Origin of the sequence: Nostoc sp. NZL (genome assembly GCF_015714705.1) — a bacterium.
In the GTDB taxonomy this organism is placed as follows: domain Bacteria; phylum Cyanobacteriota; class Cyanobacteriia; order Cyanobacteriales; family Nostocaceae; genus Nostoc; species Nostoc foliaceum_A.
The window spans coordinates 51657-76266 of record NZ_WBKL01000036.1; the positions used below are offsets into that span (position 1 = coordinate 51657).

Below are 24610 nucleotides of genomic sequence, written 5' to 3' on the forward strand. Positions count from 1 at the left end.
TACACTGGCATTTAAAACAGCAGATGGTAGATTATCAATGTCAGAATACTGAGTCATAGGATGGGAAAATAAAGGTGATTAATGCCCATCTCCAAACTTGCTAGGCCATTCACCCAAGACAGATAAACAGCAAATTTTATCAGTCCAAATCTATGAATTTGACCCCCTCCCAAACTCGAAAGCTACCCACTCAAGCAATAGGAGCCAAAATTTTCCACTCCTGTAACATCATTAGTTTATTTATCATGCTCACCAGTGGACTACAAATTTACAACGCCAACCCTGTTTTTGGTGGGCGTGCAGGTTTGCACATTCCTCCGATATTTACCTTAGGAGGTTGGCTTGCTGGAGGTAGACACTGGCATTTTGCAGCAATGTGGCTATTTTCCCTGAATCTCCTGTGGTATGGAATTTACGTTTTAATTACCCGGCGTTGGCGACATCGGTTTGTTGGTGCCAATGACTTGAAAGCATTACAAAAAAGTCAAAATTCCAAGCGTCTAATTTATGCTTGGCATCGGATTGCCTATACAGCAATTATTCCTATTTTGCTGCTGGCGTTATTTACAGGAATAGGAATGTATAAACCTGCCCAATTTCCCTGGATTGTGGATCTGTTTGGCAGTTGGCAAGCATTGCGAATCGTTCACTTTGCCTCAGTGCCGATGGTTATCTTATTTGCAGTGATTCACTCTCGGTTAGGGCGGAAAGCTGGTGGTACTGAATTAACAGAATCAATGTTTTGATAAATAATCTTTTTTTCACAAAAATATGAACTTTTTTGATAAATTGAATCGTAATATCTTGCAAAATCAAAGCTTACTGTTTGTAGGACTTGATCCAAATCCAGAGATGATGCCTGTGCGTTATGAATCTGAAGAACTCATCACTGGTTTGGAGAAATGGTTACAATTCATTATTACTGAAACTTCTGATTTCGTTTGTGCATATAAACCGACACTTGGCTTTTACCAAGCATTAGGTATTCCCGGTTTAGAACTGCTGTACAAAACTTTAGCAGCAATCCCATCCCACATCCCAGTTATTTTAGATGCTAAACACAGTGACTTAAATACTAGTACCATTTTTGCTCGAACTGTGTTTACAGAATGGCAGGTGGATGCAATCACTCTCAGTCCCTATACAGGACAAGATCATGTAGCACCTTTTTTGGTCTATCCTGATAAAGCGGTGTTTATTTTATGCTGTACTTCTAATCTAGGTGCAGAAACTTTACAGCAATATCCTACAAACGAATCGCCCCTTTATTTACAGGTAGTAAAAGAATCCAAAACTTGGGGAACTCCAGAACAATTGGGTTTGGAAGTGGGAACTACAAATCCTGAAGTTTTAGCACTTATTCGAGCGATCGCGCCTGAACGAATTATTATGGCGCGTAGCATCTGGGCGAAGAGTGGAAACCTGAAACCAATTTTAGAAGCAGGTTTGAATGCTAACGGTGATGGTTTGCTGATTCCTGTTCCTCAAGATATGTTGGGAAACACACAGCTATCTGAAGAAGTCCAGTCTTTACGCGCAGAAATTAATCAAATAAAAACTGAAATTATTCACGAAAATTCTACATGTTCTGTGTGGTTTCCTGATGTTTGTTTGCTAAATCAGCACCCACAACAGGATTTGATTTTACAACTTTATGATATTGATTGCATTATGTTTGGCAGCTTTGTCCAAGCATCAGGAGCTATATTTCCTTATTACATTGACTTACGCAAAATTATTTCCAATCCTCAGGTTTTTAATCAAGTTCTCACAGCCTATGAGGATATTTTGAAGAATCTCCATTTTGATAGGTTAGCAGGTATTCCCTACGGTTCTTTGCCTACTGCTACCGGTTTAGCTTTGCGCCTTAATTGTCCGATGATTTTCCCTCGTAAAGAGGTGAAGGCACACGGAACTCGGAGAGTAATTGAGGGTAACTTTCATCCCGGCGAAACGATTGTGGTGGTTGACGATATTCTCATCAGCGGTAAAAGTGTCATGGAAGGGGCAAAAAAGTTAGAATCCGCAGGATTAAATGTTAATGATATTGTAGTATTTATCGACCATGAACAAGGAGTAAAAGATAAATTACAGCAAAATGGTTATCGCGGTCATGCGGTTTTAACTCTTTCGGAAATTACGAATACTCTATATCAAGCTGGACGAATAAATGAGGAGCAATTTTTAGCTTTTAATGAAAGTTAGTACTCAAATAAACGAAAATTGGGAATGGGGAAAGATTTTCATCATCTACGTCCTCTTATTCATCTTTAGTCCCCAGGTTCAATCTAGTCACTAGAATAATTTTGATTTTTAAATTAATTATGAATTTTTCACTCAATCAACTACTTAAATGGTTAATTTTTACGCTGCTATTTCCTCTAGTATTTCTCAATGGTTGGCTAGCATTTTTACTTTTTAAAACTTTTCAACCTGTCGGAACAATACTTGTCTTGGCTATTTTGCTTGCATTCGTTTTAAACTATCCTGTTTCGATTCTCCAACAACGGGGAGTTAAACGCAGCTATGCAGTATCATTAGTATTTATATTAGCATTGGTAATTATTATTGCTCTGGGTATTACTTTAGTTCCTATTGTTTTAGAGCAGTTTAATGAAATGGCTAAAGTTCTTCCCCAATGGATTGATTCTAGCGAAGAAAAACTTAAAATTTTAAACGATTGGTTTTTAAGGCACAAAATAAATGTAAATTTGAGTCATTTATTAACACAAATTACTGACCAATTACCCAATGAGATAGAGTTTGTTTCAGATAAACTTTTAAGCATTATCAGAGATACGATTGATAGTATTTCTGAGGCATTAATCATAGTGGTTCTAACTTTTTATCTGTTGTTAGATGGGCCAAGAATTTGGGAGGCAATATTTAAAAAGTTACCTGGGAGTTTACCTCAACGGGTAAGCCAGTCAATTCAGCAAAACTTCCAAAATTACTTGATTGGTCAGGGAAGTTTGGCTTTGCTGATGGGAGTTTCACTAACATTATTGTTTTTAGCTTTTCAAGTCCAGTTTGCTTTACTCTTCGGTTTGGGAGTTGGGCTTTTGAGCTTAATTCCCTTTGGCGATGTTGTCAGTCTTGTTGTAATAACTTTAATAATAGCCACACATGACTTTTGGCTAGCAGTGAAGGTTTTTGCGGTAGCTGTTGTCATTGACCAGTTAATTGATCAGGCGATCGCACCACGACTTTTAGGCAAATTTACTGGACTTAGACCAATATGGGTGTTAGTTGCTTTACTTGTAGGAACCAATGTTGGTGGAGTCTTGGGTTTGCTAATAGCTGTACCTGTAGCTGGTTTTATCAAAGATGTAGCAGATGGTTTTTCTAAACCTAGTGGTTTCGATCAACCTGTTGATGGTGATGCAGCATCAAAATTGTTAGCAGAGGAATCAGCATCATGATTAATTTGCGAGGGGGTAGCGGGACAAGGTAATTTAGAATTACAATGCCCTGTAGAATTGCCCGCTTTTCAGCATAATAAAAAAAATCAAGTCACAACGGAGATGATCGCAAAAATAACTTTAAACTTGACAGACAGCTAGTCTATTTCATATCTCTGCTTATGTCTGGCTAAAAGCTCTTGATATTTCTCGTTTGTTTTTGCTTGCATCCATTTGATTTTAAATATTGCTGCTGATTCAGCTTTAACAGGGTCTACTTCATAGGGTAAAATCTCTTTTTGCGAATCCTGTTTGTATTTTCTGCCGCTTTTATGATTAGCATAACGACGAGAGCGAGTATAACCCATTTGGATAAACTTTCGTGCCATATCCGCTCCGACAAAATCATCTTGTTCTAGATAAATAAGAAACATCTCGTAGATTTTTTCACTTGACTCTCTAGCAATATCAGGAGTTTTGAACCGCCAGTAGGGAAGAATTTCTGACTTGTATGGTTCAACCAAAAGTACACCCTGCTCACCCTTGCCAACACGATAGAGTTCAGGATGTTGGCGAAAATCAATATTTTTAAAGTCTAAAGAATAATCAAATGGCATGATAGATTTTTATTTAGGAATAGTAAACTTTAAGAAAAAGTTCAACTTCTATCCTAGTAAAGAGATTTTGTTCTACTATGCTATCTAGCACCCAATCTGTGAACAGTGTCCTTGCGCCAGGAAATCTGCGTAAAGTTCATCACATTGCCCTCAACGTCCAGGATATGCAAGCTTCCCGTTACTTTTATGGCACAATCCTGGGTTTGCATGAACTGACAGGCGACGAAGTACCCGCAACCCTTGTGGAACTTGTTGCTTCTGGAAAAGTAGCAAACTTCATCACCCCGGATGGTACAATTCTGGATTTATTTGGGGAACCAGAATTATCACCACCAGATCCCAATCCAGAGAAGACTTTCACCAGAGCATACCATCTGGCTTTTGATATAGATCCGCAGTTATTTGAGCAAGCGGTGACAGTAATCAGAGAAAATAAAATAGCGATCGCACATGGCCCAGTCACTCGTCCTACTGGTAGAGGAGTGTATTTTTACGATCCAGATGGCTTTATGATTGAAATTCGTTGCGATCCAGAAGCCAGTTAACTTAGGGGTAATAACAAAAGTATCTACTATGTCCACAAAAATCACGCAAATATTTAAAGTAATTGAAGACACAATCACAAAACCGCCAATTCCACACGAACCATACAAGCAATCATTGAAAGCCTGGGCGATGTATTGTTTGCGAGACAAAGGTTTTATAGTTGTTTATGCTCAAAATGCCGACTTTGCAATTGAAACTAAAGGCTTAGAAAAGCTATATTTCAAAGTTTCCAATAGCCCCGATGATTTAGATAATTCTATTAGCTGGATTGTTTGGGATAGTGCAACCAAAAGTGCCAGTCTCATTCCCCAAAAAATAGACTGATGCTAAAAAATTGCTGTAACCGAATAATTCGTAATTAATAGTCTAGAGTAACCAAATTCATTCAAGGAGATAATAAAAAATTATTCCTTATTTAAGAGTAGCTACCTATCTTCTCTTAGTAAATTACGAATTACGAATTACGAATTACGAATTACGAATTAATCAGACAACTGCTGTACGAATATTTGATGTTCTGGCGAATTTAATCCCAACTGCAACACAGCTAATACTTGCTGCATATTGCCAGCAAGTAAATCCGACATTGATAACCACAAACCAGGAAATACTTGACTTTTGATAATTCCATCTGCGTCCACTTCTAAGGACACATATTCTCCTTGTTGCAGGCTAAACCAATTTAATTTATTTTCAAATACTTGCCAAATAATGTATTCTTTTACCCCATTACGACCATAGACTTTTTTCTTGTCATGTAAATCAATAGCAACGCTGCTAGCTGCTATCTCTATTACGAGTTCTGGCGCACCTTCGATGTAATCATCATCACTAAAACGAGATTGTCCTCTAGCTGCTGGTGTTATTAATAGCACCCCATCAGGTTGCGGTTCATTGTCTCGATCTAAGCGGACTGTTGGCTCAATTCCTAATCTCACACTAGGAGTGGCAATTTGGTAAGTCCACAACCAGCCTATTAGATGACCATGTGGTTCAGCATGACTTTCAAAGCGTAAAGGGGATGCCAAGTATACAACTCCTTCAATTAATTCTGCCTTTTGATGACGGGGCATTGCTTGATAGCGTCGCTCAAATTCGTAGCGAGTGAGGCGATCGCCATTCTCTAAAGGAGGAATTCGCTGCTTGAGTGATAGGTTGACCATGATTTTCTGCTCTGGCAAGGAGTCTTACTTTATTATGACTTGGTACATATTTTTTTGTGATCTACTGCCCAAGTCTCATCTTGTCAAAGAATCGTTAGAATTCAATACGCTTGGGTTAAGGCTTAACTCTTTGTCAACCAAAGTCAATTTTTTAACGAACCGCAAAGGACGCAAAGGGCGCAAAGGAAGAGAAGAAAGAGAAGAAAGAGAAGAAAGAAATGCTTAACTGAACTGTATTGCGTTAGAATTAGGCTTCTCAAATACCATTAAATGCTGTTGGGGTAACAAGTTTTTGGTTTCACGCCAAACCAAACCAACCGCTTGCATTTCTTTACGGACTTGCTTTTGAGTCATCTTATGCAGACGTTTAATCATAATAAAGGGATTTTCACCCCGATACTCAACTAGCACTACCCGACCACCTGCTTTAAGTCCTTTCACAATTCCTTCCATCACTTCTTGGGGATACTCAAGTTCATGGTAAGCATCTACCATCAACGCCAAATCGATACTTTCAGATGGTAAGTTGGGGTTACTAAGGGTTGCTAAAACAGGCTCAACATTGGTGATATTTTTCTCTTTTTTGAACAACTCAATGATTTCTAACATTTCTGGCTGAACATCTACAGCCAAGACTTTACCTCTTGTTAATAACGGCGCAATGCGAAAGCTCAAGTAACCTGTACCAGCGCCAATATCTGCTACTACATCGTTAGATTTAAGGTTAAGGAGGCTGACTATTTTACTTGGCTGTTCCTCCACCTCTCGGCTTTGTCGTTCTAGCCAGCCTGCGCCTGTATATCCCATAACTTTGGCAATTTCTCGCCCCATGTAGTATTTGCCAATACCATCTGGACTATGGATTATCCGTTGTTCGTAAACTGTGGTGGATGAAGAATCTGCTCTTGCTATGGCAGTTGGGTTAACCAGCAAGCATTCAAGCATTAACAGGAAAATTACTATAAAAGGTAAGATTTTAAGCTTGTGGTTATAACTCATCTTTTTTTGTATTTTAATAAAATTTCAGTTATACCCATTCATCTTAATTCTTGATGTGGATCAAATTGTGGGGGATGCCAACCCGTTTCTACCCAAAAACGTCGAGTAGCTTGAATTTATTTATTAATTTGACCTTAGCGCGAAGCCCTGGAAGTGACTGATCTTTGCAAATTAGCTAGAGCGCGATTGTAATCCAAAATAGCTGTGACTCGATTACCTTCTGCTCTTGTCAGGTCATTTTCAGCAGAGATCACCTCTGTTTGAGTGCCCACACCAGCTTGGAACCTCAGCCTTGCTAAATTCAGAGCTTCTCTGGCTTGATTTAAAGCCACGCTAGAAGTCTGCACATTATTTAAATTGGCTTGCAATTGAGAATAGTACTGTTCTACATCAAAGCGAATTAGGTCGCGCTGGCTACCAAATTGAGTCTCTGCGATCGCAATATTAGCTCTCGACTGAGCCGCCCTTGCTCTTGCTGCTCCCCCATCAAACAAACTGAGATTTCCTTGAATTCCCACTGAATAGCCATCAGTAATGCTGACACCATCATCATACCGATCTAGCAAGTTGTAGTTACCTACCAAACTAATTTGTGGGCCTAGCTGTGAAAGTGCTTGTCGTCGCTGTTGCTCACCAATGTTACGTTGTGCTAATTGCTGTTGCAATTCTGGACGATTTTGAAGAGCTAGCACAATAGTTTCTTCTACTGTTGGCTGCCAAAGACCGGCTAATTGTACCGGATCTGCCGCAGTGATATTAACCGACTGTGCCAAACTTAACCGAGTTGCTAACCGACGACGGGCGATTTCTTGCTGTGAGATAGCATTAGTCAGTTCTTGTTGGGCGTTTGCTAAATTCACCTGAGCTTGCAGCACATCGAACCGCGTACCCACTCCAGCCTGTTCTCTCGCTTGAGTATCCCGCAAACTAGCCTGGGCATTATCCACGGCAGACTGATTAATTCGTGCTTGTTCATCTGCTTCTAGCAAATCGTAATACTCAGTTGTGACATTCAGTTCGATTTCCAAAGATGTACTCTCAACATCTAATTCATCTATCCTTAGCTGTTCCTTTGCGGCTTGGATAGTAGCTTGTCGGTTCCCAGAAGTATAGAGGTCATAATTCAGTTGTGCTGAACCATTGAAAGAGGTGCTGGCTGGAGATGAACTGCTAGTAAAACCATTACCACTGTTAGTCAAACTACTGTTAATACCAAGAGTAGGAAATAAAGCAGCTTGAGACTCGCGTAGCGACGAGCGACTGCGTTCTAGCTCTAATATGGCTACCTGTAAGTCTCGATTGTTGCGTTTTGCCAGTTCTAAAGCTTGTGCCAAACTGATTGGCACAGTTCCCTGAATCTTTACTTCCTGCGGTTTGGTAGGAAATTGCAGAGGATTGGGATTGGGGTTGAGGTAATCGGGAACCTGTACAGGGCTTGAGGAATTCTGGGGTTTTGGGGGAGTTGCTGCACTTGCTAAAGTTGGAAAAAGAATAGCGATGCTTGACGGCAAAGCTACCGCCAACGCTACGCTCACCCAGGTATAATGCACAAATAATAAGCTGAAATTCATAATCTAGATGTAGTCATTAATTAGGTTTCTTTGAGGATATATCAAGAGTTTTTATCCTGATTAACCTACAGAAATTTAAGTCTTAAATTCCCCCTCTAAGGGTTGATATTAACAAATTAGCCTACAATCAAGCCATCTTGAACTCGAATAATCCTTTTGGTTTGAGCCGCGATATCTGGTTCATGAGTGACAATCACAATCGTGATCCCTTGGTCATTAAGTTCTGTCAGCAAACTCATCACCTCATGGGAAGTTTCAGTATCTAAAGCTCCTGTTGGCTCATCTGCCAAAACTAATGCAGGTCGGTTGACCAAAGCGCGAGCGATCGCTACCCGTTGTTGTTGTCCCCCAGATAGTTGACTAGGGCGGTTAGATATGCGTCCCTCTAGTCCTACCTTTTCCAAGGCTTCTAATGCCCTTTGACGGCGTTTTGGTTTGGGTAAATTAGCGTAAACCATTGGCAACATAACGTTTTCCAGCGCTGTCGCTCGCGCCAATAGGTTAAATTGTTGGAAAACAAAACCTATCCTTTGGTTGCGAATATAGGCTAATTCATCATCATCAAAAGTCGTTAGGTTTCTGCCTTCAAAAATATAGTCTCCAGTCGTAGGGCGATCTAGACATCCCAAAATATTCATGAGCGTGGATTTCCCCGAACCTGACGCACCCATAATCGAGACATATTCCCCTTCTTCAATGGAGAGTTCAATTCCCTTAAGAATTGGAACACTAACTTCTCCCAAGTAGTAAGTTTTAGTAATAGATTCCATCCAGATCATTGTTGGCATAGTAGAGAGACGCGATTAATCGTGTCTGTACAAGAATTACGAATTACGAATTACGAATTACGAATTACGAATTATTTAGTCGCTTCTTAAAGCAGTGATTGGATCTAATTTAGATGCGTTCCGTGCTGGAATCACCCCAGCCAGTAAGCCAACGCTCAATGAGAGTCCAAACCCAGCAATGATCGACAAGAAAGAAATGACGAAGGGAAATTTGAAAGTGCTTGCAGCTATAAAGGCTAATAAAACGCCAGTGGCCATCCCAATACCTCCACCAGCAATGGAAATTACGATCGCTTCAGCTAAAAATTGATTCAAGATTGCAGAATTGGTTGCCCCTACGGCTTTGCGAATCCCGATTTCTCGCGTCCGCTCAACTACGGAAACCAGCATAATGTTGGCAATACCGATTCCACCAACCACTAACGAAATTCCAGCGATCGCTACCACCATTACTGTAAACAAACCCACAACATTAGTGAAGGTACTAACAATATCAGCTTGATTGGTCAGCCGAAAATCATCGGCTTGTGGCGGATAAATGTTGTGACGCAACCGTAAGAGATTGGTGACTTGAAACTGAGCGGCTTCTAATTGCTCCTGATTAGCACCTTTGACTAAAATTCCATTTACAGAAACGCCTACGAGGGCATTGTTCCCAACTAGTCTCTTCGACATACTAGTTAAAGGAATGAAAATCTGGTCATCTCGATCCATCGGCCCCTGAGAACCTTTAGGTTCCATCACCCCAATCACTTCATAAGCCTCTCCCTGAATGCGAATTCTCTCGCCGATGACATTGGCACTCTGTCCAAAAAGTGTTCTTTGGACTGTAGGGCCAAGAATAGCTACCTGTGCGACAGTATCTAGTTCTTCTTGAGTAAAATATCTTCCTTGTTGGGGATGGGTATTTCTGACTTCTGGGTAGTTCAAATCTGTGCCATAAATGGTTGTTGAGGTATTCTGTCCCCCATATACAACTTGAGCACTCCGTTGGAGATAAGCAGAAACCATCTGTGCTGATGGCGCTTGTGTAGCAATCGCCTTTGCATCTTCCCAAGTCAAAGTACTGCTAGAACCGACTCCTTGACGGACATTACCGCTTCTTGCCGCACCCGCCAAGATTTGGATCACATCTGTACCCAATGCTTGTATCTGTTGCTCAACCCCCTTTTGCACTCCCTGACCGACAGAAGTAATCGCAATGACTGAAGAAATTCCAATAATCACGCCCAACATCGTTAAACCTGTGCGTAATTTGTTACTCCACAGAGTCTCTGCCGCCATTGTCAAAATTTCCAACAACGGTACTGTGCGGGTATTCTTAGCTTTATAAAAGCCGCTAAATATTTTAAACATAAGGTTTTATTTACAACTAACTTTAAGGGGAACCACCGCCTGAACGACCTCCGCCGCCACCGGCTCCTCTTCCTCCGCCTCCAGATCCTCCGCCTCCTCCTAGACCAGGAAAAACTCCTCCTCGTGGTGTTGATTGCGGACGTGATCCTGGTGGGAAACTGAGTAATACTCTCTCGTTTCCTGTCAATCCAGACTTAACTTCGGTAAAGTTATTCGCGGTAACGCCAGTCTCAATGCGAGTAAACACAGGTTTGTTATCAACTCCAGCCACAAACACACCTGTGGCATTGTTTTGGCGCACCACTGAGGCCGTTGGTACTACTAGAACATTTTCAACTTGGCCGACTTGAAAATCTACTTCCACATTCATTCCAGATCGGAGTAGCCTTTGAGGGTCTGAAAGTGATACTCTCACTTCAAAACTGGTGACGTTTTGCTCTACTATTGCTTGGGCAGCGATTTGACTGACTTTACCTTCAAAGGTTTTTCCTGGGTAGGCATCTGCTTTAATCGAAACTTTTTGACCAAGGCTGATTCTGGAAATATTTGTTTCCGCTAAACTTGCGACAACTTCATTGGTTGAAGCTAGAGACAAGATTGAAGAAGAAGAAGAAGAAGCTACTTCACTACTGGCAGTTGTGGGTGTCACGAAAGCGCCTGGATCAGCAAACTTCTTTGTCACCACACCATCAAAAGGTGCGCGAATAATCGTGTCATTGATTTCGGCTTGGATGTTTTGCAGCGAACCGCGAGCAGATGTTACCTGGGCGCGGGCTGCGTCAATATCTTCTTGACGCGTTCCGGCTTTCACAAGTGCCAAAGCTTGCTGCCTCTGCTTCACCACAGCTCGTGCTTGTTCAATATCTTCTGGACGTGACCCGGCTTGTTGCAGAGCCAGTGCTTGCTGTGCTTCATTTACACTAGCTTGAGCGCTGTCACGATTGGCACGGTTTTGGTTAAGAGTCTGAAGGGAAATACCGCCTGCATTGTAAAGTTGCTGATTACGAACCAAATCATCTTCTGCTTGGCGAAGGGAGGCTTGAGCGCTTTGCAAGCGTGCCCGTGCTTGGGCAATATCTTGAGAGCGATTGCCTGCTTGTACCTTTTGCAGATTCGCCTGGGCTTCGTCTAATACACCTTGGGCTTGAGCAATATCTTGAGGGCGATTACCTGCGATCGCCTTTTGCAGATTTGCCTCGGCTTGTGCCAATTGTCCTTGAGCAGAGGTGAGTTGCCCTCGCAGGTTGGAATCATCCATGTAAGCGACAATCTGTCCTTGTTTAACGAGATCCCCTTCCTTTGCCAGCAGTGTTTTCAAGATGCCTGAATTTTTCGGGCTGAGGTTGATTGACCGCTCAGGCTTTACCGTTCCGTTCGCTGAAACTGTCATTGTTAAACTCTGCCTTTGTACAGGTCTTGTCAGCACCCGGCCTCTGGCTTCTTGGCGGGAAACAACGGCTACTTGGTAATAAACTGCATAGCCAATTCCCCCCAAAAGGCAAAGGGCAATTAGCCAAGAGAGCCAATTACGTCTGCCCTTTTTTTTCTTTACCTCTGGAACTAAAAATGGTGAATCTACTGTATCTGATGTATCAATTTTCATATCTAAATTTGTCTATAAAGAACGGCTACCGAGCTAGTTATTCACGGCTAAAACTATAGCCTGGTAGCCCTATACTGACAATAATTTTGAGTTTTTGGTGTTTTAAAGGTTTATTTGCAGTACCAATCCACTAGGAAGTCTGAAGTAATCATCACGCACTCTCACTAATCTCCCAGATGGAACAATTTCCTGATTGGGAAGAAGAATGTCCCCGTTGGGAAGTCTGAAATAACCTTGATTACGCAGTCTGACTATGGATCTAGCAGGAATAATTTGCCCGTTGGGATATCTGATGTCACCATTACCAAGTCTGACGACTCTGCTATAGGGTTGGTTGTCACGGTTCCAATTGCCCCGGTTTCCAGGGTTTCTGACTTCTCCGGGATAGGGTCTGCCGTTGCGGTTCCAATTACCCTGGCTTCCAGGATAGGGTCTGCCGTTGCGGTTCCAATTACCCCTGTCTCTGGGGTTTCTACCTTCTCTATAGTTGCGTCTGCCGTCGCGATCCCAATTTTGATCGCGATCGCCAACAACATAGACTTTCGTCTGGGCACTTGCAGGCGCAGTCAAGATAGTAGGGACAATGATCAGGGCAGCAGCAGCAGCAGCTAAGACTATTGATACACGGTTTGGTTTCAACATAGAATTGACTCCTTATTTGCATTAAAGTTCTATTTTGCTGAGGTTTGAATTCAGCACATCAAAGTGTTTAATATTTACCTCATCGTATAAATTCATACATAATAATTATTGATCAAAAAGTTCAAACCGATGTATGACGAAAGTCACTAGTAATTCCACGCTGATGTATGACCAAAGTCACCAATTTTTTTAATGGGGAGTGGGAAGCAGAGGGGGTAAGGGAGAATAATTAATTCCCAATAAATACCTAACCCCTTTGATTTAATCCTGGCTTGGTGCAATTCCTTGCCAGACAATATCCACAAGACTCTGGACAAATAGTGATACTTCTGTGGCACGATCTCCAGAATTTAATAGTAATTCGGTAGTTGATGTACTGACTTGAGACGATATCTGCTCTAAGAAAACGTAGTTCATCAGCGATCCTAGTAAGACATGAGCCACTGTCTGGGGATCGCAAGGGCGAAGCCGGCCTTGGTTGATCTCATGCTCTAGGAAAGCAGTCAGTACTTTGACATCTCGCATCGGCCCTGGTTCTTTACCTCCAAGTTGTGGGAGCGCATTGCCTCGCGATCGCAGCATCATGATTAGAGGCAGCACCTCACGATGGAATTCCATAATCTGGAGACAAATATTGATTAGGTTTTCTTTGAGATTGCCTTTGCCACAAAGAGATTCCAACTCGTTCACCCACAGTGGTTTTTCTGGAATTCCCATCGCTGCAAAAAATAATTCTTCTTTCGTTGAGAATCGCTTGAAAATTGAAGCTTCAGAAATACCAGCCTGTTGAGCAATTTCTAAGGTTGAAGCACCAAATCCTTGTTGTAAGAAAACTTGACGGGCTGCTTCTAAGATTTGCTGATTGGTGATTCTGGGTATACGAGCCATAAATAAGTAAGTGATTACTTATTAATATATTGTTTTTATTATGGGGATGTCAAGAACTAATGACGTAAGATTTTGCTGCCGTCAACAGCGGAGATCGTTTAAGCTAGCTGAAAGATTCTTTGATTAGTGGCTTAAAGGCGGTAGTGTGCCTAAACATGTTCGTTTGATTTCTTTTCTAATGGTTTGTAGTTTGTGGAGTATGCCAAAAGCCGCTAACGCGCAGGCATTAATACCCCATACACTGCAACTAGATGGTACAAAGTTAGAAAAACAGGGGTTGAGCTTGGCACAAGAGGCGGCTCAACTGGCTCAGTTTCAACAGGTTGAATTAGCTTTGCCACGAGCGCGGCTGGCTAGTCAACTGGCTCCTAAGAATGATAAAGTGTGGTTGCTCTTAGGTGGATTGCAACTACAAACTAAAGAGTTTGACGGGGCGATCGCTAGCCTGAAAAAAGCACAATCTATCAACCCCAAAAATGGTGATATTTTGTTTGCTTTGGGTTCAGCTAATTTTCAGCAAAAAAATTACCAAGCAGCTGTTGTCAATTACCAAGATGGTTTGAAGTTAAAACCCAATGATCCAGAAGGGTTGTTTAATTTGGGTAATGCTTACTTTCTGCTGGGTCGATTGCCAGATGCGATCGCACAGTACAATACAGCAGTTTCTCAAGATAAAAAATTCTGGCCAGCGCTCAACAATATTGGCTTAATCAACTACGAACAGGGTGATATCCCCGGAGCAATTAAGCAATGGCAATCTGCTGTAACGATTGATAAACAAGCCGCAGAACCTTTATTGGCCTTGGCAGTGGCACTATATACTAAAGGTGATCGCCAACAAGGATTAACCTTGGGAGAAACCGCACTCCGCATCGATTCGCGCTATGCTAATTTGGATTTTCTCAAAGAAAATCTCTGGGGCGATCGCCTACTGTCTGATACGAAAAAATTCCTAGAATTACCCCGTATTCAAGCAGCCCTACAGCAACCAGCAAACTCATTATCAGCCCCTGAAAAACAGCCTACCCAATAATAAAGTTAGGAGTTACGAGTTTGGAGTTAGGAGTTAAAAGTAAATATTTCAACTCATAACTCAGCACTCATAACTCATAACTTTTGTATTACCACTTGCCTAATGGTACCTTTTCGTAGTACATCTATACTAAATCAACACAGGAAGTAGTCGCCCAAAAACGTTTGCGGGCGAGTATTCCTGAAATAAGTCGTCAATTCTCAATGGTCGTCTGTGGGTAAAAGTGCGATGATTTGGTCAACAAACTGTTGATGGTCAACAACTGGTTTAGAAATGTAGCCATCAGCGCCGCTTTGCTTGAGAAAATTTTCGCGATCGCCTTCCATAGCATGTGCCGTCACCAAAATAACAGGTAAATTTGCTGTTTTTGGATCAGATTTTAACATTTGTGTAATTTTGATTCCATCAACAGATTTACCTTGGTAAACGCTTCTAGACAGAGAAACATCCATCAGAATCAGGTCGGCTTCTCCTGATTGGGCAATTTTTATTACTTCTTCGACATTTTCAGTGTGTTTCACACCCAAGCCGCCACGCTTGGACAAAATTTTGGAAAAAACACGAGCATTAATTAGATCGTCTTCGACAATTAAAACAGTTTTCATGAGAATTTTAGTTATAGAGGTAGAGGTAAGGGGATTAGGCAATTCAAAATTCAAAATGAGAAAGTGCAGTCATGGCAAGTATCCTGGCTATGGAGTCTATACAAATTAAGTGTGCAGCAGATTATCATTTGATTAAAACAGCTACCTGCTATCTGTTTCCTTTTTAATAGTGAATGTACATCCTTGTCATCAAGGATGATACTACTGCTTTTTCTTTTATGACTATCAATATTTTGTTAGGAATCCCATTTCATCCGTTATGCTGTGGTTGCTGCAATATTGAGTTCCGCCGGCTTTAGTGTAGTTAAATTTCAGGGAAAAAACTCATGGCAAAACAGTTAAACCTTCTCTCAACGGGACAGGTAATTACAACAGCCCTGCACACCGAGATGCAACGGTCTTATCTAGAATATGCCATGAGCGTGATTGTCGGGCGAGCGCTACCAGACGTGCGTGATGGCTTAAAACCAGTGCATCGTCGCATTTTGTATGCAATGCACGAACTCGGTTTAGTACCAGATAGACCCTATCGAAAATGTGCCCGTGTAGTGGGTGATGTGTTGGGTAAATACCATCCTCACGGCGACCAATCAGTTTACGATGCTTTAGTCAGGCTGGTGCAGGATTTTTCTAGCCGCTATCCTTTACTAGCAGGACACGGTAACTTTGGCAGCGTCGATAATGACCCGCCAGCGGCTATGCGCTACACAGAAACGCGCCTCGCACCCATCAGTCATGAGGGAATGCTGACAGAAATTGGCGAAGAGACTGTGGAATTTGTCGGGAACTTTGATAATTCCCAGCAAGAACCAACGGTGCTACCTGCTCAATTGCCGTTTCTGTTACTCAATGGCTGTTCTGGTATTGCCGTGGGAATGGCAACGAATGTTCCACCGCACAACTTGGGGGAAGTTGTCGATGGGTTAATTGCCTTAATCGACAACCCAGATTTGCCAGATGAAAAATTATTTGAACTAATTCCAGGGCCAGACTTTCCCACTGGTGGAGAAATAGTTGGTGAGACGGGAATTCGGGAAGCATACACCACAGGTAAAGGTGGAATTCTAGTGCGGGGAGTCGCAACTCTGGAGGAAATTCCAGCCGCGAGGGGAAGCAAGCGACGGACGGCAATTATCATTACAGAATTGCCATATCAAGTGAATAAGGCTGCCTGGATTGAGAAGGTAGCGGACTTAGTAAATCAAGGACGCTTGCAAGGAATTTCTGATCTTCGGGATGAGAGCGATCGCGAAGGGATGCGGGTGGTAATTGAACTCAAACGCGATACGAATCCCCAAGAAGTTCTCCAGCATTTGTATCACCAAACTGCTTTGCAAATGACTTTTGGGGCGATTCTTTTAGCAATAGTGAATGGACAACCCCGCCAGTTAAGTTTGCGTCAACTGTTGCAAGAGTTTTTGAGTTTCCGAGAAGAGACGCTCAACCGTCGCTACAATTACGAGTTGGGGAAGGCCCAAAGTCGTGTGCATTTGGTGGAAGGTTTACTCAAAGCACTATCTAATTTGGATCAAGTAATTGAAATTTTGCGGCAAGCTCCCGATGGGAGTACGGCAAAAATTAACCTTTGTAGCCGACTAGATTTGAGTGAGGTACAAGGAGATGCAATTCTGGCTATGCCGTTGCGTCGTCTCACCAGTTTAGAACAGCAAAATTTGCAGCAGGAATTTGAGCAGCTAAGTGAACAAATTGGCTTGTTGGAGCGGTTACTGAACGATCGCCGGGAATTGCTCAAGGCGCTGAAAAAAGATTTGCGATCGCTCAAGCGCAAGTACAGCGATCCCCGGCGTACTAAGCTAGCGCCTACCAGCACTGATACAAGAATACAAGAGGACAAGGGTAAAAAAAGACAAGGAGTAGAGGAAGAAGAGGAACTTAAATCTTCTGAACCGGCAGAGGAAGCGGTTTTAGAATTTACTCAACGAGGTTATGTCCGTCGCACCCAGCCATCTGGAAGAAAGTCAAAAGGTGAAAATGGTTTGCATGATAATGACTTCATTATCCAAACTGTTTTAACTGACACAGAAAAAGACCTGCTAATACTAACCGGTGGTGGCAAAGTCTATCCTGTGAAGGTGGGAGAAATTCCTCCAACCACTGGACGTTCTCCACGGGGAAAACCTTTGATTACTATGCTCAGTAGTACTGCTCAAGGTGCTCAAGAAGCTGTGGTCAGCCGCTTTTTACTGCCGGAAAATCTCGAAACTAAGCAGATGATTCTCCTAACAAAACAGGGACGGATTAAGCGTCTGTCTCTGGGAGAATTTACTAACTTGACTCGACGCGGAATCACCATTTTGAAGCTCAAAGACGATGATGAATTGTCATTTACCCAGTTCACCGCTCCAGAGGAGCATCTGATTTTAGCTAGTTCAGGTGGGCGAGTGTTGCGCTTTGCAGTCAATGATGAACAATTACCGATCATGGGTCGCACCGCGATGGGTTTACAAGCATTTCGGTTATTGAAAAATCAGCAAATGGTTGGCTGTGTCACTGTCGGTAAAGATGACCAACTGCTGCTAGTTACTCAAGAAGGATATGCCAAGCGGATGGCTGCGAGTCAGTTGAGAGCGGCTAATCGCGGTGATTTAGGCACGCAAGCGCTGAAATTTGCCAGTAAAACTGACAACCTAGCTGGTATGGTCATAGCGATTGCATCTGGCGAGGTAGCCTTAGTGACGAATAAGGAACGGGTAGTGCGAATCCCTGTGGAAACAGTGCCACTCTTAGGTAGAGATGTCAAAGGTGAAAGCATTATCCAACTCAACCGCGATGAAAAAATCATTACCGTTGCCGAAGTGCGATCGTAAATCAAGGTGAGTTTCTATTCTTGTAGGTATTCTTCTAGGTTTACCTCGTTCCCAGTCTCCGGCTGGGAATGCCTTTTTAGAGGCTGCCGCCTCCCGAATTGGCGGCAGAAAATATTGAGGTGGATGGTACTTAAATAAGCACCATCCACCTCAATACGGTTCGGACAAGGTTTTTTGATGAAAATCATAGATCACAAAAACGCGATAAATCGCCGTCTCTTCTCTTAACCGAACCGTATTGCCATCCACCTATGAAACAAAATGCAAAACTTTTGTTTCATCCATATTTTTAAGTATTTTTGACTATACATATCTCTAATTTTTCATCGCAAAATAACAAACTTATTGAAAATAAAGCAATACAAATCAATATTTTATAATTGCTCTCAATAAAAATAAGATTGTCTCTGACGATAAAAATTCATGTAACACTCAGTAAATCTAACTGAAGGCTGATGTTTTAATCTGTATAAATAGCTATCTCTGTTTATGTCAAGGTATGGAAACAAAAGTATAAATAATGTTGCCTTTATAAAAATATTTGTTATATTAGTTTACATAAGGCAATAAACCTTAAAAATTCAGTTTGGAGTCTCAGCCATGACAAATGCAACCACAACAAAAGTTACTACTTCTGTAATTGAAGATCGCAACGCTTGGCGCTGGGGCTTTACCCCACAAGCAGAAATTTGGAACGGTCGTTTGGCAATGATCGGCTTTTCAGCAGCCATTTTGGTTGAGGTTTTTTCTGGACAAGGCTTTCTACACTTTTGGGGCATCCTGTAAGTTTTAATATCTAAGATGACCTATAGATGACCTATAAATAAAAAAACCTGGAGTGCTAATTCACTACCAGGTTTTTTATTTGTCATTTGTCAGTTGTGCTTTGTTTATTCACTAATGACTAATTACTATTGACTACCGAATATATTCCTTGAGAACGCTGTTACGATTTGGATGGCGTAACTTGCGGAGTGCCTTCGCCTCAATTTGACGAATGCGTTCGCGGGTAACGTTGAAAATCTGCCCGATTTCTTCAAGGGTCTTCATCCGACCATCGTCCAAGCCGTAACGCAGTCTGAGAACATCGCGTTCACGAGGACTGAGACTGTCAAGGACTTTTTCGAGGTCTTCGCGCAGAAGATTTTTGGAAACTTGGTCTTCTGGCGTTTCACCATCGGATTCAATAAAATCGCCCAATCGAGAATCTTCTTCTTTACCAATAGGCGTTTCTAATGAAATGGGCAACTGGGCAGACTTAGCAATAAAACGCAACTTCTCAATGGTCATTTCCATCCGAGTAGCGATTTCTTCTTCAGTTGGTTTACGACCCATTTCTTGAGACAGTAACTTGGTAGTTTTCTTAATCCGAGAAATGGTTTCGTAGAGGTGAACTGGAAGGCGAATTGTGCGGGATTGATCTGCGATCGCGCGGGTAATTGCTTGACGAATCCACCATGTAGCGTATGTAGAAAACTTATAACCTTTTTCGTGGTCAAACTTTTCAGCGGCACGAATCAAACCGAGACTGCCTTCCTGAATTAAGTCCTGGAACGACAAACCACGATTCATGTACTTCTTAGCAATTGAAACTACAAGACGGAGGTTAGATTGCACCATCTTGTCTTTCGCCCTGCGACCAACATGGAGGCGATAACGAAAAGCTGGTAGTGGCAGTTGTACTGCTTCTGCCCATTCGCTATCTCGAGGGTCGCGATCCAACTGTTCTGAGAGTCTTTCCCGCACTCTCTCTAATTCCAGTAAATCGGCTATTTTCCGCGCCAATTCAATTTCTTCGTCTGCCCGCAACAGACGAATTCTACCAATTTCTTGCAAGTAAAGCCGAATTGAATCTTCGGTATAGTGCTTTTTCTTGCTTTGTGTCCGACGACGCGATTTAGCGGCTTTTCCAGACTTTGCGTCGTCCTCATCAGACTGAGGCTCTAAAAATTCATCGTCACCTTCATCGATGATCAGCAAGTCCTCTTCATCGTCTATTAAGAGTTCTTCTAACTCGAGCTCAGGCTGATTCATTATTTCTAGGTCAGGCTGATATATGCTTTCGAGTACGTTGTTAGCCTGGTTCATGCCGCGTTCCTCATGCTCCTTGCAGAATCAATTACTCAAGATGTGTTTACTGCTCTTTTAAACGAGCTATTTGTCAACCGAAAATAATCTTTTTGGCAAATTTGCCAGATATATTTTCGGGCGTTTTAAACCTCCAGTTGGAGGGTTTTTTACTTTAGTTTAAGCCATTACTAAAAGTGACTTGCTCGTCTTAGTAAATGTTATATGTGTTGCTATCACACACTGCTTTCAACTAACTGGTCAAAAAAAAGACTCGCCTTTATCAAAAAATTTGCCACTCTATACTAATGAATTCAGACTGTTGGCAGATTTTCCTATAAAGACTCTTCCGATTGTAGCCTGTTTCACAGAAATTGCACTCTTTTTGTGTATTAATCATGATCTTCTAAAGCAATTATTAGCCACTATTACCAAAAAGATATTAAAAACGGGAGTTATACCCTTAAATTTTTCTCCACTTTTCGGAATTGCAGTGACCTGCTTATTACATTACAAAGTAAGTACGTTTGCTTTTGCCGAATTTCATGTATTTTACACAACATTAATTACTTAGGAAGGGTGCATTTTATGTTAACTCAGACAATTCGTCTTAATCTACCCATTTTTACATTTGCTTCACAAATTACGCATTCCTTAGACTAAACCGGGTCTTGACCTTGGGTAAATACAACAAGGGTGGTGGTGCTTGCCTTAAAGCAGTTAACCTTCCGCGGACTAATTACCTTAACTGAGGAGTTGAGGCTGGGGCGGAATCGACCTGATAGCAGATCAATTTAGGTTGAACTAATTCGGTCTTATTCACACGTTAGCGCACTGTGGCGATTTCAGCCCTATGAAACTTGACAAACTTTTCTTATTGTATACAAGGATATTTTAATCAATTCAAAAACAATTTGTCCTGCGAACTCGCCAGTATAGTCTTATTTAAGGCAAAAGTTCATTAGATACATACGATACAATAGCGATCGCCACGGCAGTACATGAAGATATTAACAAGTTTGCTGCCAGTTGGTGTCTGCTTCCAGTAGGCATTACCTCGAACAAAGAGAACCCAGAAGATTGTCTGATGATTTGGTTACAAACTTTGCTTGCGTAAGTATGTTGTAAATTTCAATACTTTTATTTCGGTAAGCTTCTGTCATCTTATTATGAGAAATCCTCAAGATACTTATTAATTGCTGTTTGATAGATGAGATTCAGTTATTTTCTTAAAGCATAACAAATGTGTTTTTAGGTGGTGGGCGAAATGAATCAACCAGTCACTGCAAAGATTATTATCTTAACTAAATTTCCAAAAAAGTTGGTAGTTTAGCTAACACTAGAAGATTGAACTTTTGTAAAATGTTGACAAGAGGCAAATTATATGTATGTTTGCTAACTGAAAAATTTAGAATTTTTGTAGTTATGTAGCACTGACCTACCACACAAGTAGTAGGTCAACCTAAATTTTTTTAATTGATTGTTAGCGTCTAGTTAAAAGCCAGGGTGCCTTTCAAGTCTACCCCTAGCTAAAGCTGGAAACTATGAGCAATGCTTGAACTACCGTGGTGTTGGGGTGGTGTTTAAACTTGCGGGAAAATTAGGTGGCAGAAGTACCTGGTCAACTACATGAACGATGCCATTGCTAGCTGGGATGTCTGGCTGAGTCACTTTAGCGTTGTTGACTGTGATTGAGTTGCTGGCACGATCAACCGTGATTTTAACGGGATTACCCTCAACTGTTTTAACTTGTCCAGATGTCAATTGTTGGGAGGTAATTCCCCCAGGTATAACGTGGTAGGCCAGAAGCCTGACTAATTGTTGTTTGTTTGCTGGCTGTAAGAGTTGGTCTAAAGTAGCTTTTGGTAAAGCAGAGAAAGCGGCGTCAGTAGGAGCAAATACTGTGTAAGGGCCTGGTGCAACCAATTGTTCAGTTAAGCCCGCAGCTTGCACTGCTTGGATGAGAGTTTTAAACTGTCCTTGACTAGCTGCGGACTTTGCCAGTTCTGCTAAATTTTGGGTTGCAGTTGTGCTGTTAGGAGTTGGCGTGACGGGAGGGACAGTTGTTATGGGGGTTTGGGCAACGGGAGGAACAGTTGCGGTGGGAGTTTCTGTGACAGGTTGAGCGCAGGCAGACAGAGCAACCAAACTACCTATGCCAATAATATTGAACAATGCTTTTCGTACTATGCCTTTGCTCGCTTTCATAGCTTTGTGTCGAATCCAATTAAATAGGGAATTATTAACAATAGTTAATGAATTTATGGATATAGTCACTCATCTAACGACATAGTTTGTAGTCTGAAAAATATTAATACAAAAACTTATCTATTTCCTAGTTTGTCATCAACCAAAAGAGGTATTTTTTATAGCAATTTTGGATATAAAAAAGGTAATGGGTGAAAACCTATTACCCATTACCTTTGTCAAAAATTCTTAGAGTAGTAGCAGGGAATTGATATTAGATATCTAAATCAGTGAAGTTCAATTTAGAACCATAGGTTTCGATGAATTCTCGTCTGGGTGCGACGCGATCGCCCATTAAAATTGTGAAGATGCGATCAGCTTCGGCAGCGTCCTCAATTTCGACTTGCTTCATTTTGCGGGTTTCTGGGTTCATTGTGGTGTCCCAGAGTTGTTGTGGCATCATTTCACCCAAACCTTTGAAGCGTTGGATGGTATAGTTGGCATTAGCAGGAAATTTGGCGATCGCTTGATTTTTTTCGCGATCGCTATAGCAGTACTCATGATTACGTCCCCGTTCTACTTTAAACAATGGGGGACAAGCAATATAAATAAAGCCTTGTTCGATCAGTGCCCGTTGATATCGATAGAAGAATGTTAACAACAAAGTTCGGATGTGCGCTCCATCTACGTCAGCGTCAGTCATGATGACTATGCGGTGATAACGCAGTTGGGTGGAATCGAATTCATCACCTTTGACACCTAAACCAAGTGCTGTAATTAACGCTTGAACTTCGTTATTTTTATAGATTTTGGCATCGTCGGTTTTTTCAATATTGAGAATTTTACCACGTAGAGGCAAGATAGCTTGAGTCCGGCGATCGCGTCCTTGTTTAGCACTTCCACCGGCTGAGTCCCCTTCTACGATAAATATCTCAGATTCGCTGGGGTCACGAGAACTACAATCTGCCAATTTACCAGGTAATGGCGAAGATTCCAGTACAGATTTGCGTCGCACTAATTCCCGTGCATGACGGGCTGCTTCTGCGGCTTTGAAAGCTTGGATAGCTTTATCTAAAATTGAGTCTGCTATGGCAGGATGAAATTCTAGGTACTCGGTGAGAACTTCTCCCACCAAAGAATCAACAATTCCTCGAACTTCGGTGTTACCAAGTTTAGTCTTAGTTTGTCCTTCAAATTCTGGATCTGGGACTTTAACGGAAATTACCGCAGTCAAACCTTCGCGAACGTGTTCGCCACTGAGGTTAGGTTCATTCTCTTTAATTTTATTGCGCTTGCGAGCGATCGCATTTAATGTCCGAGTCAAAACCGCCTTCAATCCTTCTAAGTGCGTACCACCATCCACCGTGCGAATATTGTTAGCAAAACCTAGAACATTATCCGTGTAAGCATCAGTACACCATTGCAAAGAAACTTCCACTTGTACGTTGTTGCGTTCTCCCTGCACATAGATAATTTCTTCATGCAGCGGCTGCTTCTCGCGGTTCATGTAGGCGATATATTCTTTAATACCACCCTTATAATTGTAGGATTCTACTTTCGGTGTATCGCTTTTTAGTAGTTCTAGACGGTGGTCAGTAAAGGTAATTTTGACACCTGCATTCAGATACGCCAATTCCCGTAGGCGACCTGATAAAGTGATGTAATCAAACTCAATGCTAGTTGTAAAGATTTGAGTATCTGGCTTAAAGGTGACAGAAGTTCCAGTTCTAGCTTCTTTGTAAGGCTTTACTTGCAGTTCACTAACTGGGATACCCCGTTCATAGCGTTGGAGATGAACTTTTTTATCTCGCCAAACTGTAACTTCTACAACCTCAGATAGGGCATTAACAACAGAAATACCAACCCCGTGCAAACCTCCAGAAACTTTGTAGCCACCGCCGCCAAACTTACCACCGGCGTGCAGTACCGTCATCACGGTTTCCAAAGCCGATTTCCCGGTGCGCGAGTGAGTATCGACGGGAATACCGCGACCATCATCTGTTACAGTCACGGAACCATCAGCGTTGATATCCACTTCTATATGAGTGCAATGACCCGCCAAAGCCTCATCGATTGAATTGTCCACCACCTCGTAAACTAAATGGTGGAGTCCTCGCGGCCCAGTGGTACCGATGTACATTCCTGGTCTTTTGCGGACGGCTTCCAGACCTTCCAGAACTTGAATCTGATCGGCACTGTAACTGCTCGTCATGTAAACTCTCCTGATGCGTGGGGTTGAAATCGCCTAAAGGCAAATAAAAGTAAAAACACTCCAAAATTGTAACACAAAAGCCTTGCTGGCGTCTGTAGGGCATT

General features: G+C 41.9%; 22 protein-coding genes. 9 read left to right on the top strand and 13 right to left on the bottom strand.

Features of this window, described 5'->3' with window-relative positions; translation table 11 throughout:
- Positions 1 to 152: 152 nt before the first annotated feature.
- The 3 genes from F8R90_RS05070 to F8R90_RS05080 all read left to right on the top strand — a co-directional run bounded on the left by F8R90_RS05070 (position 153) and on the right by F8R90_RS05080 (position 3422).
- Positions 153 to 746: a cytochrome b/b6 domain-containing protein gene (locus F8R90_RS05070; RefSeq protein WP_196509838.1), complete on the top strand. Its 594-nt coding sequence runs from the start codon at positions 153 to 155 to the stop codon at positions 744 to 746.
- 25 nt (positions 747 to 771) lie between these two features.
- Positions 772 to 2205, top strand: a complete 1434-nt coding sequence (locus tag F8R90_RS05075) for a bifunctional orotidine-5'-phosphate decarboxylase/orotate phosphoribosyltransferase (protein ID WP_196509839.1) — start codon at positions 772 to 774, stop codon at positions 2203 to 2205.
- A gap of 119 nt (positions 2206 to 2324) precedes the next feature.
- The gene (locus F8R90_RS05080) at positions 2325 to 3422 is read left to right on the top strand and encodes an AI-2E family transporter (RefSeq protein WP_196509840.1); all 1098 of its coding nucleotides are present in this window, start codon (positions 2325 to 2327) and stop codon (positions 3420 to 3422) included.
- A gap of 137 nt (positions 3423 to 3559) precedes the next feature.
- On the opposite strand, the gene F8R90_RS05085 is transcribed toward F8R90_RS05080, so the two are convergent.
- Positions 3560 to 4018, bottom strand: a complete 459-nt coding sequence (locus F8R90_RS05085) for a DUF4385 domain-containing protein (protein WP_196509841.1) — start codon at positions 4016 to 4018, stop codon at positions 3560 to 3562.
- A gap of 77 nt (positions 4019 to 4095) precedes the next feature.
- On the opposite strand from F8R90_RS05085, the gene F8R90_RS05090 reads away from it, so the two are divergent.
- Together F8R90_RS05090 and F8R90_RS05095 are read left to right on the top strand one after the other, a co-directional pair.
- Positions 4096 to 4563 carry a VOC family protein gene (locus F8R90_RS05090; protein ID WP_196509842.1) on the top strand — a complete coding sequence of 156 codons (468 nt, stop codon included), beginning with the start codon at positions 4096 to 4098 and terminating at the stop codon, positions 4561 to 4563.
- A gap of 28 nt (positions 4564 to 4591) precedes the next feature.
- Positions 4592 to 4888 (top strand): hypothetical protein, encoded by a 297-nt coding sequence (locus F8R90_RS05095; RefSeq protein WP_196509843.1) that lies wholly within the window; start codon positions 4592 to 4594, stop codon positions 4886 to 4888.
- Positions 4889 to 5046: 158 nt separating this feature from the next.
- Here the strand turns inward: F8R90_RS05095 and F8R90_RS05100 are convergent, their stop codons facing one another.
- Positions 5047 to 5727: a Uma2 family endonuclease gene (locus F8R90_RS05100; protein ID WP_196509844.1), complete on the bottom strand. Its 681-nt coding sequence runs from the start codon at positions 5725 to 5727 to the stop codon at positions 5047 to 5049.
- A gap of 34 nt (positions 5728 to 5761) precedes the next feature.
- On the opposite strand from F8R90_RS05100, the gene F8R90_RS32655 reads away from it, so the two are divergent.
- Positions 5762 to 5953: a hypothetical protein gene (locus F8R90_RS32655; RefSeq protein ID WP_230966115.1), complete on the top strand. Its 192-nt coding sequence runs from the start codon at positions 5762 to 5764 to the stop codon at positions 5951 to 5953.
- Here the strand turns inward: F8R90_RS32655 and F8R90_RS05105 are convergent.
- The 7 genes from F8R90_RS05105 to F8R90_RS05135 all read right to left on the bottom strand — a co-directional run bounded on the left by F8R90_RS05105 (position 5950) and on the right by F8R90_RS05135 (position 13574).
- Positions 5950 to 6726: a class I SAM-dependent methyltransferase gene (locus F8R90_RS05105; protein ID WP_230966116.1), complete on the bottom strand. Its 777-nt coding sequence runs from the start codon at positions 6724 to 6726 to the stop codon at positions 5950 to 5952. The genes F8R90_RS32655 and F8R90_RS05105 overlap by 4 nt on opposite strands.
- A gap of 134 nt (positions 6727 to 6860) precedes the next feature.
- Positions 6861 to 8297, bottom strand: a complete 1437-nt coding sequence (locus F8R90_RS05110) for a TolC family protein (protein WP_196509846.1) — start codon at positions 8295 to 8297, stop codon at positions 6861 to 6863.
- A 116-nt stretch (positions 8298 to 8413) separates the two neighbouring features.
- Positions 8414 to 9085 carry an ABC transporter ATP-binding protein gene (locus F8R90_RS05115; protein ID WP_277926718.1) on the bottom strand — a complete coding sequence of 224 codons (672 nt, stop codon included), beginning with the start codon at positions 9083 to 9085 and terminating at the stop codon, positions 8414 to 8416.
- A 75-nt stretch (positions 9086 to 9160) separates the two neighbouring features.
- Positions 9161 to 10441: an ABC transporter permease gene (locus tag F8R90_RS05120; protein ID WP_230966117.1), complete on the bottom strand. Its 1281-nt coding sequence runs from the start codon at positions 10439 to 10441 to the stop codon at positions 9161 to 9163.
- A 22-nt stretch (positions 10442 to 10463) separates the two neighbouring features.
- Positions 10464 to 12044 (bottom strand): efflux RND transporter periplasmic adaptor subunit, encoded by a 1581-nt coding sequence (locus F8R90_RS05125; RefSeq protein WP_196509847.1) that lies wholly within the window; start codon positions 12042 to 12044, stop codon positions 10464 to 10466.
- A gap of 102 nt (positions 12045 to 12146) precedes the next feature.
- Positions 12147 to 12686, bottom strand: coding sequence for a hypothetical protein (locus tag F8R90_RS05130; RefSeq protein WP_196509848.1), 540 nt, complete (start codon positions 12684 to 12686; stop codon positions 12147 to 12149).
- Between the two features lie 261 nt (positions 12687 to 12947).
- Positions 12948 to 13574, bottom strand: a complete 627-nt coding sequence (locus F8R90_RS05135; protein WP_196509849.1) for a TetR/AcrR family transcriptional regulator — start codon at positions 13572 to 13574, stop codon at positions 12948 to 12950.
- A 145-nt stretch (positions 13575 to 13719) separates the two neighbouring features.
- On the opposite strand from F8R90_RS05135, the gene F8R90_RS05140 reads away from it, so the two are divergent.
- Positions 13720 to 14607, top strand: a complete 888-nt coding sequence (locus F8R90_RS05140) for a tetratricopeptide repeat protein (RefSeq protein ID WP_196509850.1) — start codon at positions 13720 to 13722, stop codon at positions 14605 to 14607.
- A 200-nt stretch (positions 14608 to 14807) separates the two neighbouring features.
- Here the strand turns inward: F8R90_RS05140 and F8R90_RS05145 are convergent, their stop codons facing one another.
- Entirely contained in the window at positions 14808 to 15212 is a 405-nt protein-coding gene (locus F8R90_RS05145; protein WP_109009404.1) for a response regulator, read from the bottom strand.
- Between the two features lie 326 nt (positions 15213 to 15538).
- Here F8R90_RS05145 and gyrA point away from each other — a divergent pair, with 326 nt between their 5' ends.
- Together gyrA and F8R90_RS05155 are read left to right on the top strand one after the other, a co-directional pair.
- Complete coding sequence (gyrA, locus tag F8R90_RS05150) at positions 15539 to 18040, top strand: DNA gyrase subunit A (protein WP_196509851.1); 2502 nt, start codon at positions 15539 to 15541, stop codon at positions 18038 to 18040.
- A 600-nt stretch (positions 18041 to 18640) separates the two neighbouring features.
- Complete coding sequence (locus F8R90_RS05155) at positions 18641 to 18826, top strand: chlorophyll a/b-binding protein (protein ID WP_196509852.1); 186 nt, start codon at positions 18641 to 18643, stop codon at positions 18824 to 18826.
- A gap of 132 nt (positions 18827 to 18958) precedes the next feature.
- Here F8R90_RS05155 and rpoD read toward each other — a convergent pair whose 3' ends face one another.
- From rpoD to gyrB, 3 genes are all read right to left on the bottom strand, one after another.
- Positions 18959 to 20128 (bottom strand): RNA polymerase sigma factor RpoD, encoded by a 1170-nt coding sequence (gene rpoD / locus F8R90_RS05160; RefSeq protein WP_012412585.1) that lies wholly within the window; start codon positions 20126 to 20128, stop codon positions 18959 to 18961.
- 1539 nt (positions 20129 to 21667) lie between these two features.
- Positions 21668 to 22315: a fasciclin domain-containing protein gene (locus tag F8R90_RS05165; protein WP_196509853.1), complete on the bottom strand. Its 648-nt coding sequence runs from the start codon at positions 22313 to 22315 to the stop codon at positions 21668 to 21670.
- Positions 22316 to 22568: 253 nt separating this feature from the next.
- Entirely contained in the window at positions 22569 to 24506 is a 1938-nt protein-coding gene (gene gyrB / locus F8R90_RS05170; RefSeq protein ID WP_196509854.1) for a DNA topoisomerase (ATP-hydrolyzing) subunit B, read from the bottom strand.
- Positions 24507 to 24610: the final 104 nt, after the last annotated feature.

Excerpts from the sequence above, each read along its gene's own strand:
- F8R90_RS05120 (WP_230966117.1), bottom strand. The coding sequence starts at position 10,441 with ATGTTTAAAATATTTAGCGGCTTTTATAAAGCTAAGAATACCCGCACA.
- F8R90_RS05165 (WP_196509853.1), bottom strand. The coding sequence starts at position 22,315 with ATGAAAGCGAGCAAAGGCATAGTACGAAAAGCATTGTTCAATATTATT.
- F8R90_RS05105 (WP_230966116.1), bottom strand. The coding sequence starts at position 6,726 with ATGAGTTATAACCACAAGCTTAAAATCTTACCTTTTATAGTAATTTTC.
- rpoD (WP_012412585.1), bottom strand. The coding sequence starts at position 20,128 with ATGAACCAGGCTAACAACGTACTCGAAAGCATATATCAGCCTGACCTA.
- F8R90_RS05125 (WP_196509847.1), bottom strand. The coding sequence starts at position 12,044 with ATGAAAATTGATACATCAGATACAGTAGATTCACCATTTTTAGTTCCA.
- F8R90_RS05085 (WP_196509841.1), bottom strand. The coding sequence starts at position 4,018 with ATGCCATTTGATTATTCTTTAGACTTTAAAAATATTGATTTTCGCCAA.
- F8R90_RS05100 (WP_196509844.1), bottom strand. The coding sequence starts at position 5,727 with ATGGTCAACCTATCACTCAAGCAGCGAATTCCTCCTTTAGAGAATGGC.
- F8R90_RS05135 (WP_196509849.1), bottom strand. The coding sequence starts at position 13,574 with ATGGCTCGTATACCCAGAATCACCAATCAGCAAATCTTAGAAGCAGCC.
- F8R90_RS05075 (WP_196509839.1), top strand. The coding sequence starts at position 772 with ATGAACTTTTTTGATAAATTGAATCGTAATATCTTGCAAAATCAAAGC.
- gyrA (WP_196509851.1), top strand. The coding sequence starts at position 15,539 with ATGGCAAAACAGTTAAACCTTCTCTCAACGGGACAGGTAATTACAACA.
- gyrB (WP_196509854.1), bottom strand. The coding sequence starts at position 24,506 with ATGACGAGCAGTTACAGTGCCGATCAGATTCAAGTTCTGGAAGGTCTG.
- F8R90_RS05130 (WP_196509848.1), bottom strand. The coding sequence starts at position 12,686 with ATGTTGAAACCAAACCGTGTATCAATAGTCTTAGCTGCTGCTGCTGCT.
- F8R90_RS32655 (WP_230966115.1), top strand. The coding sequence starts at position 5,762 with ATGACTTGGTACATATTTTTTTGTGATCTACTGCCCAAGTCTCATCTT.
- F8R90_RS05145 (WP_109009404.1), bottom strand. The coding sequence starts at position 15,212 with ATGAAAACTGTTTTAATTGTCGAAGACGATCTAATTAATGCTCGTGTT.
- F8R90_RS05155 (WP_196509852.1), top strand. The coding sequence starts at position 18,641 with ATGACAAATGCAACCACAACAAAAGTTACTACTTCTGTAATTGAAGAT.
- F8R90_RS05080 (WP_196509840.1), top strand. The coding sequence starts at position 2,325 with ATGAATTTTTCACTCAATCAACTACTTAAATGGTTAATTTTTACGCTG.
- F8R90_RS05095 (WP_196509843.1), top strand. The coding sequence starts at position 4,592 with ATGTCCACAAAAATCACGCAAATATTTAAAGTAATTGAAGACACAATC.
- F8R90_RS05115 (WP_277926718.1), bottom strand. The coding sequence starts at position 9,085 with ATGCCAACAATGATCTGGATGGAATCTATTACTAAAACTTACTACTTG.
- F8R90_RS05070 (WP_196509838.1), top strand. The coding sequence starts at position 153 with ATGAATTTGACCCCCTCCCAAACTCGAAAGCTACCCACTCAAGCAATA.
- F8R90_RS05090 (WP_196509842.1), top strand. The coding sequence starts at position 4,096 with ATGCTATCTAGCACCCAATCTGTGAACAGTGTCCTTGCGCCAGGAAAT.
- F8R90_RS05110 (WP_196509846.1), bottom strand. The coding sequence starts at position 8,297 with ATGAATTTCAGCTTATTATTTGTGCATTATACCTGGGTGAGCGTAGCG.